The following is a 17,689-nucleotide window of genomic DNA, read 5'->3' as shown; positions in this document are numbered from 1 at the left end:
CTTTTTACAAAGCTCAAAATTAAGTTCCTACCCGTTTTTCAATTTTCTTAGAGCTGCTTCTTCGTCATCTTGACGCATTAAAGACTCACCTACAAGAAAAGCATCTACACCTGCTTTACTTAGATCCTCTAACTGACCATGTTCGTAAATACCACTCTCCGCAACAATTATCTTACCATTTGGAATCATTGGAATTAGCTCATAAGATAGGTTCATATTCATCTCAAACGTCTGCAGGTTTCTGTGGTTAATACCTATAATATCACTACCTGCATATATCGCTTTAACAAGATCTGATTTATCATGAACTTCTACTAAAGCTTCCATTCCAAGGTGTCTTGTATATGCTAAAAGCTCTTTTAACTCTTTCTTACTTAATGCTGCAGCTATAAGAAGAATGAAGTCTGCACCATGAACCATAGCTTCTAAGATCTGATATTTTGAAACAATAAAGTCTTTTCTTAAAAGTGGGATGCCGACATATCTTCTGATCCCTCCAAGATAGTCTAGTGAACCTTGAAAGAAGTGAGGCTCAGTAAGTATAGAAATAGCACTTGCACCTCCTCTTTCATAAGATTGAGCAATTGCTAATGGATCAAAATCTTCACGAATAACACCCTTAGATGGAGAAGCTTTTTTAACTTCTGCAATAATTCTATACGGATCTTCTTCTGTCGCTTTTAAGTATGGAAAAACATCTCTTGGAGCTCTTGCATTAAAAGCAAGTGAACGGCCAAGCCAATCTAACGAAAACTCTTTTTCCCTTTTTACTAGATCTTCTTTAGTCTTTTTTATAATGTCGTCTAAAATCATTTTTTCTTCTTATCCTTAACTTTTTTATTTTTACATTTTTTTATGGTTTTAACATGCTTTAGAACCTCAGGATCATTTCCACCTTCTAATTTCTTTACTTTAGAGATGATTTTATAAGCTTTTTCACACTTTCCAAGTCTATAATATCCCCAAGCTAGAGAATCAAGATAAAATGCCGAGTTAGGCTCTAATTTCAATGCTTCTCTAATGTAACCCATCCCGCCTTTTATGTCAATAGAGTGATCTATGAGAAGGTAACCTAGATAGTTCAAGTATAATGGTTTTTTCTCGACACTTACTACTTTTTTTAACTTCTTTATTACTGAGTCTTGCATCTTTTTATCAGCTCTGTTTTTATGACTTTCATACTCAAAAATTGCACTTTGACCCAAATAGTTGATATCGCCGGTATCGTGATATAACTCTTTAGCTAACTTAGAAGCTTGTTTATAATTTTTTGCATTTATATATACTTGAAGAAGAAGTTCATTATCACTTCCACTCTTTTGCAAAAAGCCCATAAGTTTTATATAGTCTTTTTTATAAGCATAAATCTGGACTATTTTCTTTGAAATATCATCACTTTTTTCTAACTCATACATTCTCAAATATACAGACAAAAGACCGTCAATGTCATTTTCATTTGAATAAAAACCTATTAGCCTTGTGCAAATTATTTTTGAGCATCCATGCATTCTGGCATGAGTTTCTAATTGAGCGATAGCTTCTTTATTTCTTTGTAAATTCACATATAAGATTATTGACATTCTATCTAATATTTTTTCATTATAATCTTTAGTATATGCACTCTCCAGATATTTGAGAGCAGTGTTGTATTTTTTTTGTTTTACATATATTTCACTAACTAAAACATAATCATTTACATCTTTTGACTTATCAACTAATTCTATTGCTAAAACTCTAGCCTCTTCATATTTTTGATCACCTATTAAAGCAACTATTTTTAATCTGATTAGTTTAAAGTCTTCGATTTTACCATCTGTCTCACGATCTACTTTAGAGACAACATCTGCATTTTTATGTGCTGCCAAGTCATTTTGTAGAGATTTATATAGGTACTCTTTTTTATCTGATTTTTCATACAATGAATTAAATATGATTGAAGCTGAGTTGTGATCTTTTAACTCTTCTGCTCTTAGAGCAAAGAGTATATAAGCGTCTTCTTCTGCAAAAGCTTTTTCATTTGGTTTTAAAGATTCCGTTTTGGAAACACACCCACTGAAAAGTAGTACTAAAAACAGAGATAAAAATATTTTAATCATTATTACTTCCTATTATTCCCGGACACTCTTGCTTTAACTCAGCTACTTTCTCTTTATAATAATCCCAAAAAGGGAAAGTTATACATTGGGAAGGACGGGCTTCATAAACCATACAGCCGTTTATCTCTCTATCGTAAAATATACACTCATGTGAATCATTATACTTTATCTCTTTTATAGAATACTTATAACCTTTTTTAAAAAGGTATTCATTCACAAAATCTCTAATATCTAAATCTAATAATTTACTAATTGCTTCTATTTCATTTTTGGTTACATAAATGTAACCGCTCTCACCTGTACAGCATCTACCTTCACAAGTGTAACATGCCGACGTGTCAAAAGCGTAACTAAAACCATCTTTTCTAACTACAGATGACATTTTATACTCTGTGTTGAAGCTTTTTTATAGATGCGTGCTGCATCTTGTGAAAATTCACTGCCGTCAAAACTTATCAGCGGTTTATGCACGTTCATAAGAGATGAAGAGCCGTTTCTAACATGTAACATTACTAAACTAGCTCCTCTATCTGCTTTTGGGTGCACAAATCTAACATCGACTACTCTTAATTTTACACGGTCCAGTTCTGCACATATCAAACCAAACTGCGATGCATCATAGCAAAAAATGAAGTGAGACCTGGGCTTTAAGAGTCTTGAAACTTTTTTGAAAAATGCTTTTAAAGGTAAATTGATATTATACCTTGCATTAAATAACATCTCATTTTTACTTACCGAAACATTGTCATGATAAAAAGGAGGGTTGGAAATGATGTAGTCATATTTTACATTTTCATCAAGATCTATGAAATCAGTTTTATGTATCTTATACTCTATTTTATTTACTCTTGCATTAATTGTCGCATACTCGACAAAAGCGTCTTGCTTCTCTACAGCTTCAAGTTCTACTTTTGGATTGTCACGAGCTACTAAAAGTCCTACAATACCACAACCCGCACCAACATCCAAGACCCTACCTTTTGGATTAAACGAGTCTATAAAATCATACAAAAAGACAGAATCACTGTTGTAACAGTAGCCTTCTTGTGGCTGGTAAAGAAGCATAAAACACCTTTTGGATATAATTTTGTTATTATATCTCAAAGGCATTAAATGATTATTATTCCAGCACGATTGGCATCCACAAGATTTCCACAAAAAGTTATAGCAGATATTGGCGGTCTGCCTATGGTTGTTAGAACTGCCAAAGCTGTTTCTCACATTGATAGAGTTGTGGTAGCTGCTGATGATGAAAAAATAATTGCTATTTGTAAAGAACATGGTGTTGAAGCAATGCTTACCTCTACAACTCATAAAAGTGGTACTGACCGCATAAATGAGTGTGCAAATATCTTAAAACTTGACGATAATGAAATAATCATTAATGTTCAAGCAGATGAGCCTTTTATAGAGGCTGAAGTTGTAGAATCACTTATAAGTAAGCTCAAAGAGCTTCAACAAAAAGATGAGCCCTTTATTATGGGAAGTTGTTACAATGCTATAAATGCAGAATCTGCCGAAGACCCAAACCTTGTTAAAGTGGTTTTAGACTCTGATAATAATGCCATATATTTCTCTCGTTCTTTAATCCCATATAATAGAAGTGGAAGAGCAAACTATTTTGGACATATCGGTATATATGGATTTAGTAAAAAAAGTCTCAAAGAGTTTTGTAATCTAGATGATGCGCCAATAGAAGACATAGAAGGTCTAGAACAACTTCGAGCTATTCATCATCAAAAGAAAATAACAATGTTAAAAGTTGCAAGTACAGGTTTTGGTATAGATACACCGGAAGATCTGGCTAGAGCTATAGAAATTTTTCTCTAGCTTCTAGCTTTGATGAAGATAGTGTAATCACCAAATTGCTCAGTAAGAGCGAATTCATGCTTTTTACAAAAAGTAGAGTTCATCTTTTCTATCATTTTCTGAGCTTCATCTTTGGCTCTATCTTGTGAGTCAAATTCTAGATTCTCAGACATTCCACTCTTTAAAAAGCAACTACAAGTATTCTCTACTCTTACTCTATATGCCATGAATCCACTCCTTTAAATTATTTAAATAAGTAATAAAAGTTAATTTTTTTGGAGCATATATTTTCACTAAAAGTCAAAAATATCATCTAAATCATCAAGAGGGTCACCGGACGAATCATTGATCTTAAGCATTCCACCAATCGTCTCACAGTTAACCACAATAGTATCATTCATAAAGTCTGCACTTGGAGCACCGCTATGAAATGACATATGAATCCATGTTGACATATCATTACTAAAAGCCTTACACATTGTTCCTAAATCCGAAGAGTTTTCTATGAACTCATTTGTATGTTGAGACATATCATATGCTAAAGTTGTAAGTGCTTTTGATATTGCATATACTTCACTGTATGTAGAGAGTATAGAACCTAGCTTTTCTAAATAACTATATATCTCCATAACCTCTTCTTCAGCTATATCACCGCTACCAACGACAAGCATTAATGAGCCAAGTTTAGTAGAGTAATCTTCTAACTCGTAAAGATCTTCTCCATCAATATAGTCAAACACAACTAACTCTTGTGATGAATACTCTACAGGAGAAGCTATAATATCATTTTCCTCTACTACTACAGAAGCAACAGGTACATACACTTCTACTTCATTTTCTTCTTTAGCATAAACCTTAGAAAGTTTAAAAGATATTTTAGAATTTTCTATCTTATACTCACACTCAAGTTTATTTTTCAACACAATAAGCTGTGCAATATTTTTTGGTAATTTATCAAGTTTTGTTAATGTAAAAAATTGTAGCTCATCTGACTCTTCTATGTAGATGCCACTCTCAATCGAAAGCTTTACCTGAACTTCTGCAATGCTAAAAATAGTTCTTACAACATCACTTAAAGACTCATTCTTCTTTCTTGCATTTAAAAGAAAAAATTCCCAAAACTCAGAGAGGGAATCTTCAGATTTTATAATAAAGTTTGTATGTCTAGAATATATTTCATTTGTGAATACATTCATGGTTTTAGTGTTTAGTTTTTGATGTCCCCTGGCTTCTATAAGAGTTATATAATTTTCTATCCTACTTGAGAAAATATCAGCATTTACAGGCTTAGCAATATAATCTTCTGCCCCAATATTTAAAATCTTTTTTTTTCTGTCGCTATCATCAACTGCTGACACTGCAATAATCATAACTTCTAAGTTTGTTTCTCTAATAATTTTTGTTGCTTCTATCCCATCCATTTTTGGCATCATAATATCCATTAGGATGATATCGAAATATTTATCTTTACACATCTCTACAGCTTCTAAACCATCTTTAGCTTCATCGATTATAAACTCGACATTATGTTCTTCTTCATAATCTTCAAGAAGAAGCTTTAGTATCATACGGTTGTTTGCATTGTCATCAACTATTAAAATCTTCATGCTTCCATCCTATCTATAAGCTCTTGCACACATTTATTATAATCTTTCATACCCTTTGATCTCTTCTCATCTAAAACAATTGGTGAGCCGGACTCAAACTGTCGAGCCAGTTTTATATCTACTCCTATAGGTGAGAGCAGTTTTTCTTCTCCAAAAGATGTTTTTACTTTCGCAAGGGACTCTTTATGCTCATTTATATGTGGATTATACATTACAGGCAATATTGATATATCGGCAATTTCTCGTCCTAATACAGATGCACTCTGATATACAGCACGTAGCATCTGACCAACTGCAACTACCCCTAAATGATGCGGAACAAAAGGAATGACTACAGCATCTGCGACCTCTAAAGAATTTTTCAAAAGAGCATCAAATGTTGGAGGAGTGTCTATGACACAGTAATCAAAAAAGTCAGCAATACTCTCTCTTTTAAAACGAGTTTTTAAAACACCTCTAAGATCTGAGTACTCATAAACATCAAAAAAAGCCAAGGCTGGGGATAGAGTCAGATTATCATGAACTGTTGGAATGAAGGTCTCGCTAAGAGTATGTCCTGTAAATATAGAGTGTACACCAAGATCTTCACTAGGCTCGCATCCTACACCTATACATGCATGTCCTTGTGTGTCAAAATCTAAAAGTAAAACAGACCCGTGTTTTGCTAAACCACTTGCTATATTTACAGCTGTAGTTGTTTTAGCGGATCCGCCCTTACGATTACTAATTACAATGGTTTTCACTAGTGTCAAATCCTTCCAAAACTTGTTGAAAAAGTTTTTTACTATCTCCAAACTCATAAGAAACAGCGTAGTTTTTCTTATATGCCATTATAAGTTGTATAACTGCTAAGTGAACATCTTCACATTCACTAAAATCAAATTTTAGCTCATCTGGCGCACTGCCTTGTAAAAAATCTCTAAATGACACGACTTCATCTTCATAGATTACAGATGCGAAAGTTGCCGTATTTTTTTCATATGTTATTGCCATTATATACTCCTGATATAAAATCTAACTTGGTATTTTTAATGTTTTAATTACATTTATTAAAACGCCATCTAAGTCCAGTACACCTGAAAGTTCCAAATACTTACTGATACTCTGTTCTTCATCACTATTCATAATTTGAGACTCTTCAACATGTGCTATATCATCAATAGAATCAACTTTTATAGCAAAATTTCCAGAGCCACTTTCATAAAACAATAACTTTAGAGAAGAGTCTTCAACATTTTTATTTTCATCTTCATGAGGAGGAAGTCCTATAACTTTACGAAAGTTCAAAACTTTTACAACACTGTTTTCATAAGACATCATCCCATCTATCAAATCATGAGCATTAGGTATCTCAGTCAATTCAACTATTTGAATAATTCTCTGTATATTTTCAATATTTAAAGCGTATCGACTGCTTCCAACATTAAAAACTATTAAATCCATCATACCTAAACCCTTCTATGCAACAGCAATATCTTCTTTTAATTTCTGTGAAATACCTAAAAGACCTATTGGGTCTATTGCCATAATAATCTGTCCATTGCCAAGTAGTGCAGTACCACTAAATAGAGGATGATTTTCCATGATTCCAACTAGAGGTTTTTGAACTACATCTAACTGTCCCAAGAACTTATTAACAACAACTGCTAAGAGATTATTTTTAATATTCAATACAACAATTGAAAGTGGTTCATCTTTCATAACTTCTTCATTCAACATAGACTTAACAAAAAGAAGTGGAATAACTTCACCTCTAATGTAAACAAACGGCTCATTATGAAGATACTCTATTTCAGATCTGTCAAGTTTTACTGTTTCACTTACACTATCCATTGGAAGTCCATAATGAATATCATTCATCTGAATATGTAAAAGAGATGTAACGGCTAAAGACATTGGAATAGATAAAGTTATAAGTGTTCCTTGGTTTGCTTTAGTTTTTATACCTATGCTGCCACCGAAGCCCTCAATAGACTTTTTAACAACATCCATACCAACACCACGTCCACTAAACTCTGTAATCTCATCTGCTGTTGAAAGACCAGGTAGTAAAACCAGTTCAGACATCTCATCTTCACTTAGTGCATCTATCTGTTCAGGTGTCATAAGACCTTTCTCTAGAACTTTACCTGCAACTCTATCAACATTTATACCTGCACCGTCATCTTTGATTTCTATAATGATTTTATCAGATTGTGCAAAGGCTTTAAGCGTAACATTTCCGCTAGCACTTTTACCCTTTTGCTCTCTAACATCTGGCATTTCAACACCATGATCAAGAGAATTTCTCATAATATGAATCATTGGATCAGCCAGCATCTCAATCATATTTTTATCTAACTTAGTCTCTCCACCTTCCATCTCCAGCTTAACTTTTTTACCAAGCTTTTTAGAGATATCACGTACTAGTTTAGGATATCTGTCAAAGACATAAGATATAGGTAACATTCTCATACCCATAATCAAGTCTTGAAGTTGCTCAGAGAGACGATTAATGAAAATATACTTATCCATTATTTCTCTTTTAATAGTCTCATGAGTCATGCCTACAACATTGTCAGCTAAGTATGGAAGAGAATTTTTAGCGACTAAAAGTTCACCAACAACATTCATAAGAGAGTCTATTGATTCTTGGTCTATTTTAACTGTTTTACCGACTACTGCTTTTTGTATATCAGCTTTTTTAGTCTCTATTTGTTGAGTAGATTTAGGGACTACTTCTTCTTGAAAAAATTCTTCTTCAACTACTTCAGCTACAACTTCCACAGCTGTTTCTAATTCATCCTTTACCTCTATCTCTTCTTGTGGCTCCAATTTTTCTGGTGCTTCACCAACATGCGACTCTAGAAAAGCTTTTATTTCTTCTTTATTATTAAACGCTGATGGCATGTCCGGCACAAATTTTCTGATTTTGTCCATCATCATAATTACACGTTCTAAGTCATCATCATTCTGTACTTGATCAACGGCTAAGAGTTGCTGATCTTTTATATTTTGAACAGTGTTAGCTATATCTTCAGTCATCTCTATAGTAGATTGAGCTTCTTCTTCAACTTCCACTCTAGGTGACTCTTCAGACTCAATTTGTGCTTGGATTTCAGCTTCAATCTCTTCTTCTATATTTTTTTCTTCAAGTTTAATTTCAATACTATTTACTTCAAGATTTTCATCAGCTTGATATACATCACCCTTATATATATTATCAAAGAAACCACAAAGTTTTGTTGTGTCATTATCATCTATCAATCCACTGATATCTAAAAATCTTTGTAGTTGAGCATATTGAAGGGTATCTGCACCAACCAATTCCATAGATCTTTTTACTTCTTCTATGATGCTAGCTAAGTCTAAGTCCTCAGCAATATTTTTAAGCTCTTTTAGTGAGTCTATCTTGTGTCCTGCTTCACCAACATTTACTGCTAACAGAGTAGAAACATCTAAAGGAAGAAACTGAAGTTCATCTATAAAGTTAAACAGTGCATCTTCAATCTCTTCAAAAGTTGCTTTTATAAATGCAGTAAGTTGAACCCTTAAAAGAAGTCCATCTTCATCTTCAGTACCACTTAAAACTGATTTAGCATTTTCATCACTCATACAAGAATAAACACCGAGTACTTTATCTCCTAAAAGAGATAGAGTATAGATTGGATCATTTCCATAAACCATACATGATTCATCTATATCAAACACAACAGCGTAAAAATTCTCGTTTGAACAGAACTCTTCATCAAGATCACTATTTTTGAAAGCTATCTTTTGTGATGAAGTACCATTTAGAGTATTTAAAGGCATATTTACTACAGAAGCAGCATCTTCTAGCACTAAAAAGCCAACTTCCCAACCAGTTTCAGCTTCTACATTTTTACCCATCTGTTCGCTTAGAGATGTAATAATTTCATTCAATCTGTCTTCATCAGCTTTTACTATACCTTCAGTCTCTTCAGCTGCTTCAACAAGGTTTAGAACTTCATCAAAAGCATCATAAAGAGCTTCTCTCATGCTATCAGCAAAGTTAAGTCTTCCATCTCTAAGCATATCTAGTAAGTCTTCAGCATGGTGAGTTATGTCTCTAACACTATCAAAACCAACAATACCACTGCCACCTTTTAAAGTGTGTGCAGCACGGAATACTGAATTTAAAAGTTCAGGATCGGCTCCCCCAATATCTTCGATATTTTGGTCTATAAATGCTAAGTTTTCTCTAGCTTCGTTTAAAAACTGTTCTAATAATGGATCCATAATAAACTCTCCTTCTCTTAACTTTTAACTAAAATATCTATATATGACTGAAGCAAATCAGGTTTGATAGGCTTTGTTTCAAATAAATTTGCACCAACTCTATAAGCAGAAATTTTATCTTCGAGTTTCGCCTGTGTAGTAACCATAATAACCGGAACAGTTTTATGATTAGATTGCTTACGAAGATCACTGATAAAGGAGTAACCATCCATTATTGGCATATTAACATCTACTACATACATATCTATCTCTGCATCTAGACTCTTTTCCAATGCTTCCATACCATTTTCTGCTTCTATCACATCAAGTCCTTGTGACTTGATAATAGCTCCATGATAATTTCTCACTGTTTTTGAATCATCTACGACCATAATTGTTGGCATAATATCTCCTAAAAAAATTCTATCTCGTCAGTTTCATCTTCAGACCCAAGTTTACCAGAAAATGCGTCTCTTCTATCTTTTGCTGTTTGAAGCGTGCTCGATAGCTTAATATGAAGCTTTTCGATACTATCACTAGCTATTTTCTCATCAGAGTCATATGCATTTTCAAAAATCTTTATAGCTTTTTGAACACTATCAATAGCTTCTATTGTTGCAGTTAACTGTTGAGAAATAATATCTTGGTACTGCAAACCTTTAGCAGCACTCTCATCTAATTCAATAGCATTTTTCTCAATAAACGCACTAAGCATCAACATAGAATCTTGAGACATTTGTATAGTCTCTTCTTCTACTTGTTTTATATGCGCAAGAAGTTCATTTATAGAAGATAACATATTCATCTTTTTCTCCACTACGCTAGCCTTAACACTCTTGTTATGGCTTGCTTTAACTGAGCTGGATTAAACGGCTTTACTATCCATCCCGTAAGTCCTAAGGCTTTACCTTTTTGTTTTAATTCTGCTTTTGTCTCTGTTGTTAACATCAGACATGGTGTTCTTGTAGTTGAAGGTACTTTTCTCAGAGCTTCTAAGAACTCAAAACCATTCATTACAGGCATATTGAGGTCTGTAATAATAAGGTCAGGTATCATTCCTGCTTGAATTTCTGACAGAGCAACTGTAGCCTCTGTATATTGTTTAACTTCTATTGGCATAGAGTTTGTAACCATTCTCGTTGACGCTAAAGCTGTCTCACTATCATCTACAAATATTACTAATGGCATATTAATTCCTTATTTTAAATTTTATTTCTGGTAAATCAGGGTGTTATCTATTTTTTTAGCCTTAAAAACAGATACTATCCTACTCATATATTCAGCGTGTCCTAAAAGAACATAACCACCTGGATTTAGCATGTCATAAAATGTCATTGCCACCTCTTTTCTAGATGCATCGTCAAAATAGATAAGCATATTTCTTGAAAATATGACATCAAATTTTCCAAGATTTCTCATCTGTGTTTTATCAAATACATTTGCCACCTGGAAATCAACACTTCCGTGTAAATCTTCTCCAAGCTCATAGCCTAAACTCTTCTTTTTAAACCATTTAGATAATACATCTTTAGGTATTGCATGAACAGAACGCTCTGTATACTTTGCTTTTTTAGCTTTTTCTATAACAGTAGAGTCAATATCTATACCTACTACTTCAATATCCCTCTCCTCTACTACCGTGCCCTCTTCTACTATATGTAGGACCATTGAGTATGGTTCTTCTCCTGTAGAGCATGGTGACGAAAGTATTCTAAGAGTCTTTGAAGCGGGCAAAGTCTTATGAAGTTCAGGCAATATTTTATTTACTAAGACTTCAAACTGATCTTTTTCTCTGTAAAAATATGTCTCGTTTACAGTAACACCATTCATTAATTCTTGAAACTCTTCTCCATCTTTATCTTCAAAACGAAGCTTAAAGAAGTACTTTCTAAAATTATCAACTTCCAATGCAGCAGATCTAGAATCTATATACTTAGCTAGTTTTTCATAGTGCTTTTCTTCTTCTAAGTATATACCGCTCTTTCTATAGATAAACTCACTCATCTTTAAAAAGTTTTCTTTTGATAGAAGATAAGCCATCATTAGCCCTTAATCATCTTAATAGCACCATCAACTGCAAACTCAACATAGAATTCGTTGTTAAATCTTGCTTTTAAAGATTCTAAAAGTTCAATATCTTCTTCTTCGCCTATTTCGCCCATATAATCTACTGCTGTCATAGCAACATTTATATCCTCTTCATCTTCTAAAAGTTCAATTAGCATATCTCTAGATTCTGCAAAATCAACATCACCTAAAACATTTATAGCAAAGATTCTCAAGTCTCTATCATCACCGATAAGAAATTTAACTATGTAGTACTTAATAGCATCTCCAAAATCTCTAAGTATAGAGATACCAAGGTTTCTAACATATGCGTTATCTAACTTTAAAAGTTCCATAATAGACTCTATCGGCGCACTCTCAGGATCCATATTTGATATAGCTGCTGCTATCTTTGTTAAAAAACTCTTATCAATATCTTCTCTATTGATGCAGGAAACTAGGTACTCACCAGCACCGTCAAATTTTGCTATCTCTTCTATGGCATAATCTTTATTATCATGATTGTCACTTGATTCAAAATAGGCAATTGCTTCTTCAAGAGTAGAAAATTTTGGTAACTCTTCAATATCTTGTTTAACATGTTTTTTAATTAAAGCCATAAATATCTCCTCTTACTTTAGTGTTACAATCTTTTTGAGTATATTTGGAAAATCCAGCTGTTCTGATACTCCACCACGCTCATAAGCTTCTTTTGGCATACCGTAAACTGTAGCACTCTCTTCACTTTCACCCAAAGTATATGCACCGGCATTTTTTAGCTCAACCATACCATCAGCACCGTCATCACCAATCCCCGTAAGAATAACACCTATGATATTTTGAGCCTCAAAAACATCCAACGCACTATGCATCATATCATTAGCACTTGGCTGAAAAAAGTTATCACCTTTGTTTAAATCTTCGCGAATAACTATTTTTCCGGATGTTTTTTTAGAAAAATTCATATGAACTCCACCACGAGCTACGTATATATTTCCAGGGAGTAGTTCCATATTATTAGAACTTTCGTGAACATTCAAAATACAAGAGCGATCAAGTCTAGCTGCAAATGTTTTCGTGAATTGTTCTGGCATGTGCTGAACTATACAAACAGGGTACTTGTAATTTTGAGGTAAAGATGAACATATCTGTTCAATTAAACCAGGTCCCCCGGTGGAAGACCCGATTAGAACTACTTTTTCTATATCTCTAGAATCAGTTGTTTGTTCAACGTCCTTTATTACTACTCTTCTCTCTCTTTGAAGAGGTTTGGAACTCTGTCTTTGAAGTCTTCTTTTTGGAATCCTGCTAAGAGATTTTACCTTTTGCAATATCTCTTCTCTATTCTCATTTTTACCAACATTCATAGTTCCAGGTTTTGATATATAATCGATTGCTCCCAAGTCAAGAGCGTCCATTGTTATACTTGCATTTTCTGTTGTTAAAGAACTAACCATAAGTATGGCAGATGGCTGTTTTTTCATTATTTGTCTTACGGCTTCTATGCCATCCATAACTGGCATATTTATATCCATAGTAATTACATCATACTGAGTCTGAGTTGCCTTATCTACTGCTTCTTGACCATTTTTAGCAATTTCAATCTCATAATCTAATGTTGATATAATCTCTCTTAACTGTTTTCTAACAAGTGCAGAATCATCAACAATCAGTACTTTTTTTGCCACTATTTCTCCTAGTTTGAAACTATCTTTTGTATATCCATAGATAGAATTAATCTATTACCATCTTCTAGATGTAATACATTACTAAAGAGCTCATCATCATGAGTTCTTAATTCATCAGTTTTTACATCCATAATATCACTTATACTATCCACAACAAAACCTATTCTTGCTTCATTTATATCACAAACTACAATCTTAGAATCTTCATTGATTTGTGTTGGTATACCCAGCTTTTTAAATAGCGACAAAATCGTAACTATTTGACCTCTGATATTTATAACACCATCTACATTTTCATCGCTATATGCTACTTTAGTAGAATCAACTATATCTATAATCTCTGCTACATATTCAACATCAAAAGCATATTCTTTACCGGCAAGTTTGAAAATTATTACTTCTTGTGCGATCATAGAACTATCTTCTGCTTCTATTTCACTTTTAGATGTTGAATCAATATAGGCTCTATTCTTAGAAAATATTGTTTTTAAGACTTCTTGATCAAAAAAAGATATTAAAGAGTCATCATCATGAATAACACCAGAAATTTTATTTTCTTCAAAACTATCTTTCATATACTCTATATCCCTATCAGGAAAGCTTTTTATATCTATAATATCATCAACTAGAAGCCCTATTGTTTCTTCACCACATGAACTAATCAAGATACGATTTTTTTCACTTTTATCGCTGTTAAATCCATAATAAGAACGTAGATCTATTACTGCAATCAACTCTTCTCTCAAAGTTATAAGTCCAAGTAGATCTTGTGAACTACCGGCTATATCTGTATAGTTTACATCTGAGAGTATAATTTCTCTTAAGTAGTCAATATTGAGCGCAAACCTTTCTTTTGACATTGCAAAAATTAAGAATTTTGTAGAGTTTTCTTCTTTTGTGTCAAAATGTTTTACTTTACCACTCGGTACGTCTCTGGACTCTATTTTAACTTTAGAAATTTTAGATATCAGAGTTTCTAAAGATAAGACTTGAACTAGAGAGTCTTTGTATTTATATATAGCTATTACCGGGTCATTAGGATTATCAATATACTCTATGTTTGATTCTTCAATGTCAATAGTATTATAAACTTCACTAACTAATAATGCATTTGATGATAGATTTCCGTTAAGACTTAAAAGCCTACTGTCACTAGATTCTAAATCTACTTCTTGCATATCTAATAAGAGATTTACATCAACAATACTCACTATGTTTCCACCAACACCGCAAAGTCCTCTGGTCCCTTTAGGTCTCAGAGGAAGGTCCATTAACGATGGAACTCTAGAAATCTGGTTTATATCTTCTGTTGAAATACCATAATTCTCTTGAGAATTTTTAATAATTAAAATCTCTTGGATCTTCATCTTAAATTACCCCTGCTGAAGCTCATCCGCCATTACAGCCAACTCTTCTACACCTTCACCAATGTGTGAGACTGTCTCAATAATCAGCTCACTTGCTTTACGAGATTCCATCGCATTTCTAGCACTAAGCTCTACTGCCTTTTGAATCTCACTAATACCGATAACAACTTGGTTCATGCCTTCAAGATTTTGATCATTGATAGCTTTAAGACCTGTATATCTATCTAGTAGATCTACAAGCATATCAGTAATTTTTACAATATCACTTATTAATATATCAATTAATGACTGTTCATTTCCCTGAGATGCTAAAAGATTGTTCCAATCAGTTCTAACCGTATCAATCTCAGAGTTCATTGATTCTACTATATCATTGATTTTGTCAGTATTTGACTCTGAATCCTTTGCCAAGTTTCTAATATCAGCACTTACAACTGCAAAACCTTTTCCAAAGTCACCTGCACGCGCAGCTTCAATTGAACCACTAATAGCCAGCATATTCAGTTGAACAATTGAGTTTGATATATTTCCAACTGTTTTATCAACATTTCTTGTCTCTTTTATTATTACAGTTAATTCACCGGCTGCGCTGTTACCTTGAGTAATAGAATCACTAAAAGCTCCTCTAATCTCACTTACGGTATTTTTAACAACATTAAATGACACTTTTAAAAGATCAAAGTTTCTTCTTGCAATCTCTATAAGTTTATCAATATCTTTAGCTGCATCTATACCAGCTTCTATTAGTTCTTTATTTTGAAGTGCGCTTTTATTTGTAGTGTGAGAAGATGATTCTATCTGGTTTAGTGCAGTTGTAACATCTTCAAGAGCATTTTGAATATCTTCCATTGAACCACCGATAGTATCAGCACTAAGTGCGATATCTTCAGCAGATTTCATTGTGTCTGTAGAGTACTTTAATTCTTCTGCAAGGTTTGATAGTTCTTTGATATCGTCTTCTGTTTGAGCAAGAGCATCTGATTGGATATCTATACCGTTTAAAGTCTTCTCAACTGAAAGAGCTATTTCACTGGATGCAGTAGCAATATCTTGAGAACCTTTATTTATCTTAGCAACAAAGTCTCCAAGTCTTTGAGTATAAGTATTTACACTTCTAGCCGCTTCAACAGAATAAACAGCTATTTTTGTAAGCTCTTCCATCTTTGCACTTAGCATATTACCTTTGGAGCCGTTATCTGAGATAGTTGTAGTCGTCTCACCAATACTTTGGATAATATTGTCTATACTTCCTTGAATCTTTGTTACAAGTTCAGAAATAAATTCAGCATTTTTCTCACTCTCTCCAGCTAAAGCACGAGTCTCATCAGCAACAACTGCAAAACCTTTACCATGCTCTTTAGCACGAGATGCTTCAATAGCAGCATTTAGTGCAAGAAGGTTTGTCTGATCTGCAATCTTAGCAATAAACCTAACAGCATCTCCAATATTTTGAGATGATATTTTCAACTCTTCACTCTTAGTAGATGACTCTTGTGCAACTTGAACAGCTCTTGCCATTCTTCCCACAGAATCATTAACTTTTCCTACAGATGCCATAATATTTTCACCAGTAGAGAGTGTAGATGATATAACCGTATCTATAGTAGAGTTCATTCTAACAATATTAGTATCTATATCTTTTACATTTGCGAGTGCTTGTTCACTTGCACCACTGTTTTCTTCAGCAGCAGTTGCAATTTGTTCCATAGAAGACTTTAATTCTTCAATAGCACTTACGCTCTCTTGTGCATTTTCTAGAATTGTCATAGATACACCAGCTATACTCTCACTTATTTGTTGTTGTTTAGCCAGTGTTCTTTGTCGTCTTTTATCTCCACCGCCGCTGGCTTGTGCTACTACTGCAGCTGAAGATGAACCTGAAGTGTTTTTTTTCATTAATGCCATTATAAATTCCTTTGGATTCTAATCTAGAGTTGCGTAAAGCTCTTGAGCTTTTTTGATATCTTCACGAGACGGTTTAACTCGAATGGAAACATATTTAGTTTTTCCATTTTTATCAACTGAGCGAAGAACTGTAGCATATACCCAATAGTACCCACCACCTTTTCTTGCATTTTTAACATAACCAGTCCAAAAACCTTTCGATTGAACATCATCCCAAAGAGACTTAAAAGCAGCGCGAGGCATATCTTGATGACGAACAACATTATGAGGCTGACCAAGTAGTTCATCTCTATGTAAATTTGCTATTTTTAGAAAAGAGTCACTGGCGTATTCAACTATACCTTTTTCATCTGTTTCGCTTAAAAGATATAAATCATTATATAATACTTCACCATCTTCTAAAAAAGTTAAACCATCTGTGCTTATTTCACTATTGTTTTTAGACACACTAAACCTCCCAAAAATCTTTAATAGCATAGCTTACAGTGTGGGTACTGAAATTAAATTTAAAGAAATGAGTTTTTGTTAATATGTATAGGATTATTAATAGTTGTGGTTGTTTTTGCAGTTTTGTTATAATGAAAGGTTATATTTATTGTAAAAATAAAAGTAAGCTTAAAGCCCTCATAAAAGAGGGATTAAGTTAGATAATTAAGATTAAAATTAGATATTATCTCTAATACCTAAATCTTGTACTAGTTTAAGATAAGCGTCTTTATCTTTTCTTTTGAAGTATTTCATTAAACGACGACGTTGACCAACTAATTTAAGTAGACCTAGTCTAGAAGCGTGATCTTTTTTGAATATTTTTAAGTGCTCTGTTAACTCTGCAATTCTTGTTGTTAAAAGTGCGATTTGAACTTCACTTGAACCTGTGTCACTCTCTGAGCGACCATATTTTGTTACAATTTCTTGTTTTTTAGCCGAATCTAAAGCCATAATAGCCTCCTGAT

Annotated in this window: 21 protein-coding genes; 1 reads left to right on the top strand and 20 read right to left on the bottom strand. The window is 33.4% G+C overall.

Annotation, left to right across the window (positions count from 1 at the left end):
• Window positions 1-27 precede the first annotated feature (27 nt).
• The 4 genes from trpC to ABZC13_RS01940 are packed head-to-tail and all read right to left on the bottom strand — an operon-like array spanning window position 28 to window position 3,161.
• Window positions 28-813: an indole-3-glycerol phosphate synthase TrpC gene (trpC, locus tag ABZC13_RS01955; RefSeq protein WP_372999221.1), complete on the bottom strand. Its 786-nt coding sequence runs from the start codon at window positions 811-813 to the stop codon at window positions 28-30.
• Window positions 810-2,096 carry a hypothetical protein gene (locus ABZC13_RS01950; protein WP_372999218.1) on the bottom strand — a complete coding sequence of 429 codons (1,287 nt, stop codon included), beginning with the start codon at window positions 2,094-2,096 and terminating at the stop codon, window positions 810-812. Before ABZC13_RS01950 ends, trpC begins: the two co-directional genes overlap by 4 nt.
• Window positions 2,089-2,478, bottom strand: coding sequence for a YkgJ family cysteine cluster protein (locus tag ABZC13_RS01945; RefSeq protein WP_372999215.1), 390 nt, complete (start codon window positions 2,476-2,478; stop codon window positions 2,089-2,091). Before ABZC13_RS01945 ends, ABZC13_RS01950 begins: the two co-directional genes overlap by 8 nt.
• The gene (locus ABZC13_RS01940) at window positions 2,466-3,161 is read right to left on the bottom strand and encodes a tRNA1(Val) (adenine(37)-N6)-methyltransferase (protein ID WP_372999212.1); all 696 of its coding nucleotides are present in this window, start codon (window positions 3,159-3,161) and stop codon (window positions 2,466-2,468) included. Before ABZC13_RS01940 ends, ABZC13_RS01945 begins: the two co-directional genes overlap by 13 nt.
• Before the next feature lie 48 nt (window positions 3,162-3,209).
• Here ABZC13_RS01940 and kdsB point away from each other — a divergent pair, with 48 nt between their 5' ends.
• Window positions 3,210-3,926, top strand: coding sequence for a 3-deoxy-manno-octulosonate cytidylyltransferase (kdsB, locus tag ABZC13_RS01935; RefSeq protein ID WP_372999209.1), 717 nt, complete (start codon window positions 3,210-3,212; stop codon window positions 3,924-3,926).
• Here the strand turns inward: kdsB and ABZC13_RS01930 are convergent.
• The 16 genes from ABZC13_RS01930 to rpsO all read right to left on the bottom strand — a co-directional run bounded on the left by ABZC13_RS01930 (window position 3,923) and on the right by rpsO (window position 17,675).
• Complete coding sequence (locus ABZC13_RS01930; protein ID WP_372999206.1) at window positions 3,923-4,132, bottom strand: hypothetical protein; 210 nt, start codon at window positions 4,130-4,132, stop codon at window positions 3,923-3,925. The two genes, kdsB and ABZC13_RS01930, sit on opposite strands and share 4 nt — an antisense overlap.
• A gap of 66 nt (window positions 4,133-4,198) precedes the next feature.
• Complete coding sequence (locus ABZC13_RS01925) at window positions 4,199-5,512, bottom strand: response regulator (protein ID WP_372999203.1); 1,314 nt, start codon at window positions 5,510-5,512, stop codon at window positions 4,199-4,201.
• Window positions 5,509-6,255 carry a ParA family protein gene (locus tag ABZC13_RS01920; protein WP_372999200.1) on the bottom strand — a complete coding sequence of 249 codons (747 nt, stop codon included), beginning with the start codon at window positions 6,253-6,255 and terminating at the stop codon, window positions 5,509-5,511. Before ABZC13_RS01920 ends, ABZC13_RS01925 begins: the two co-directional genes overlap by 4 nt.
• Window positions 6,236-6,505, bottom strand: a complete 270-nt coding sequence (locus ABZC13_RS01915; RefSeq protein ID WP_372999197.1) for a hypothetical protein — start codon at window positions 6,503-6,505, stop codon at window positions 6,236-6,238. The genes ABZC13_RS01920 and ABZC13_RS01915 overlap by 20 nt, the downstream gene beginning before the upstream one ends.
• Window positions 6,506-6,526: 21 nt before the next feature.
• The gene (locus ABZC13_RS01910; RefSeq protein WP_372999194.1) at window positions 6,527-6,958 is read right to left on the bottom strand and encodes a chemotaxis protein CheW; all 432 of its coding nucleotides are present in this window, start codon (window positions 6,956-6,958) and stop codon (window positions 6,527-6,529) included.
• Between the two features lie 12 nt (window positions 6,959-6,970).
• The gene (locus tag ABZC13_RS01905; protein ID WP_372999191.1) at window positions 6,971-9,751 is read right to left on the bottom strand and encodes a chemotaxis protein CheW; all 2,781 of its coding nucleotides are present in this window, start codon (window positions 9,749-9,751) and stop codon (window positions 6,971-6,973) included.
• A gap of 17 nt (window positions 9,752-9,768) precedes the next feature.
• Window positions 9,769-10,134 (bottom strand): PleD family two-component system response regulator, encoded by a 366-nt coding sequence (locus ABZC13_RS01900; protein ID WP_372999188.1) that lies wholly within the window; start codon window positions 10,132-10,134, stop codon window positions 9,769-9,771.
• An 8-nt stretch (window positions 10,135-10,142) separates the two neighbouring features.
• A complete protein-coding gene (locus ABZC13_RS01895) occupies window positions 10,143-10,535 on the bottom strand; it encodes a hypothetical protein (protein WP_372999185.1) in 393 nt (130 codons plus the stop codon).
• Window positions 10,536-10,546: 11 nt separating this feature from the next.
• Window positions 10,547-10,918: a response regulator gene (locus ABZC13_RS01890; RefSeq protein ID WP_372999182.1), complete on the bottom strand. Its 372-nt coding sequence runs from the start codon at window positions 10,916-10,918 to the stop codon at window positions 10,547-10,549.
• A 21-nt stretch (window positions 10,919-10,939) separates the two neighbouring features.
• Complete coding sequence (locus tag ABZC13_RS01885; RefSeq protein WP_372999179.1) at window positions 10,940-11,770, bottom strand: protein-glutamate O-methyltransferase CheR; 831 nt, start codon at window positions 11,768-11,770, stop codon at window positions 10,940-10,942.
• A 2-nt stretch (window positions 11,771-11,772) separates the two neighbouring features.
• Complete coding sequence (locus tag ABZC13_RS01880) at window positions 11,773-12,396, bottom strand: HEAT repeat domain-containing protein (protein WP_372999176.1); 624 nt, start codon at window positions 12,394-12,396, stop codon at window positions 11,773-11,775.
• Window positions 12,397-12,408: 12 nt separating this feature from the next.
• A complete protein-coding gene (locus ABZC13_RS01875; protein WP_372999174.1) occupies window positions 12,409-13,464 on the bottom strand; it encodes a chemotaxis response regulator protein-glutamate methylesterase in 1,056 nt (351 codons plus the stop codon).
• Window positions 13,465-13,472: 8 nt separating this feature from the next.
• On the bottom strand, window positions 13,473-14,831 hold the full coding sequence (locus ABZC13_RS01870; RefSeq protein ID WP_372999171.1) for a chemotaxis protein CheW: 1,359 nt from the start codon (window positions 14,829-14,831) through the stop codon (window positions 13,473-13,475).
• Window positions 14,832-14,837: 6 nt separating this feature from the next.
• Complete coding sequence (locus ABZC13_RS01865; RefSeq protein ID WP_372999168.1) at window positions 14,838-16,736, bottom strand: methyl-accepting chemotaxis protein; 1,899 nt, start codon at window positions 16,734-16,736, stop codon at window positions 14,838-14,840.
• An 18-nt stretch (window positions 16,737-16,754) separates the two neighbouring features.
• Window positions 16,755-17,183 (bottom strand): PAS domain-containing protein, encoded by a 429-nt coding sequence (locus ABZC13_RS01860; RefSeq protein WP_372999165.1) that lies wholly within the window; start codon window positions 17,181-17,183, stop codon window positions 16,755-16,757.
• A gap of 216 nt (window positions 17,184-17,399) precedes the next feature.
• Window positions 17,400-17,675, bottom strand: coding sequence for a 30S ribosomal protein S15 (gene rpsO, locus ABZC13_RS01855; protein ID WP_008340111.1), 276 nt, complete (start codon window positions 17,673-17,675; stop codon window positions 17,400-17,402).
• Window positions 17,676-17,689 lie beyond the last annotated feature (14 nt).

The organism is Sulfurimonas sp., assembly GCF_041563035.1.
Taxonomy (GTDB): domain Bacteria; phylum Campylobacterota; class Campylobacteria; order Campylobacterales; family Sulfurimonadaceae; genus Sulfurimonas.
This window is presented reverse-complemented; position numbering and strand designations above follow the sequence as displayed.

Coding starts and splice junctions, on each gene's coding strand:
- trpC (WP_372999221.1), bottom strand. CDS start 813: ATGATTTTAGACGACATTATAAAAAAGACTAAAGAAGATCTAGTAAAA.
- ABZC13_RS01950 (WP_372999218.1), bottom strand. CDS start 2,096: ATGATTAAAATATTTTTATCTCTGTTTTTAGTACTACTTTTCAGTGGG.
- ABZC13_RS01945 (WP_372999215.1), bottom strand. CDS start 2,478: ATGTCATCTGTAGTTAGAAAAGATGGTTTTAGTTACGCTTTTGACACG.
- ABZC13_RS01940 (WP_372999212.1), bottom strand. CDS start 3,161: ATGCTTCTTTACCAGCCACAAGAAGGCTACTGTTACAACAGTGATTCT.
- kdsB (WP_372999209.1), top strand. CDS start 3,210: ATGATTATTATTCCAGCACGATTGGCATCCACAAGATTTCCACAAAAA.
- ABZC13_RS01930 (WP_372999206.1), bottom strand. CDS start 4,132: ATGGCATATAGAGTAAGAGTAGAGAATACTTGTAGTTGCTTTTTAAAG.
- ABZC13_RS01925 (WP_372999203.1), bottom strand. CDS start 5,512: ATGAAGATTTTAATAGTTGATGACAATGCAAACAACCGTATGATACTA.
- ABZC13_RS01915 (WP_372999197.1), bottom strand. CDS start 6,505: ATGGCAATAACATATGAAAAAAATACGGCAACTTTCGCATCTGTAATC.
- ABZC13_RS01910 (WP_372999194.1), bottom strand. CDS start 6,958: ATGATGGATTTAATAGTTTTTAATGTTGGAAGCAGTCGATACGCTTTA.
- ABZC13_RS01905 (WP_372999191.1), bottom strand. CDS start 9,751: ATGGATCCATTATTAGAACAGTTTTTAAACGAAGCTAGAGAAAACTTA.
- ABZC13_RS01900 (WP_372999188.1), bottom strand. CDS start 10,134: ATGCCAACAATTATGGTCGTAGATGATTCAAAAACAGTGAGAAATTAT.
- ABZC13_RS01895 (WP_372999185.1), bottom strand. CDS start 10,535: ATGAATATGTTATCTTCTATAAATGAACTTCTTGCGCATATAAAACAA.
- ABZC13_RS01890 (WP_372999182.1), bottom strand. CDS start 10,918: ATGCCATTAGTAATATTTGTAGATGATAGTGAGACAGCTTTAGCGTCA.
- ABZC13_RS01885 (WP_372999179.1), bottom strand. CDS start 11,770: ATGGCTTATCTTCTATCAAAAGAAAACTTTTTAAAGATGAGTGAGTTT.
- ABZC13_RS01880 (WP_372999176.1), bottom strand. CDS start 12,396: ATGGCTTTAATTAAAAAACATGTTAAACAAGATATTGAAGAGTTACCA.
- ABZC13_RS01870 (WP_372999171.1), bottom strand. CDS start 14,831: ATGAAGATCCAAGAGATTTTAATTATTAAAAATTCTCAAGAGAATTAT.
- ABZC13_RS01865 (WP_372999168.1), bottom strand. CDS start 16,736: ATGGCATTAATGAAAAAAAACACTTCAGGTTCATCTTCAGCTGCAGTA.
- rpsO (WP_008340111.1), bottom strand. CDS start 17,675: ATGGCTTTAGATTCGGCTAAAAAACAAGAAATTGTAACAAAATATGGT.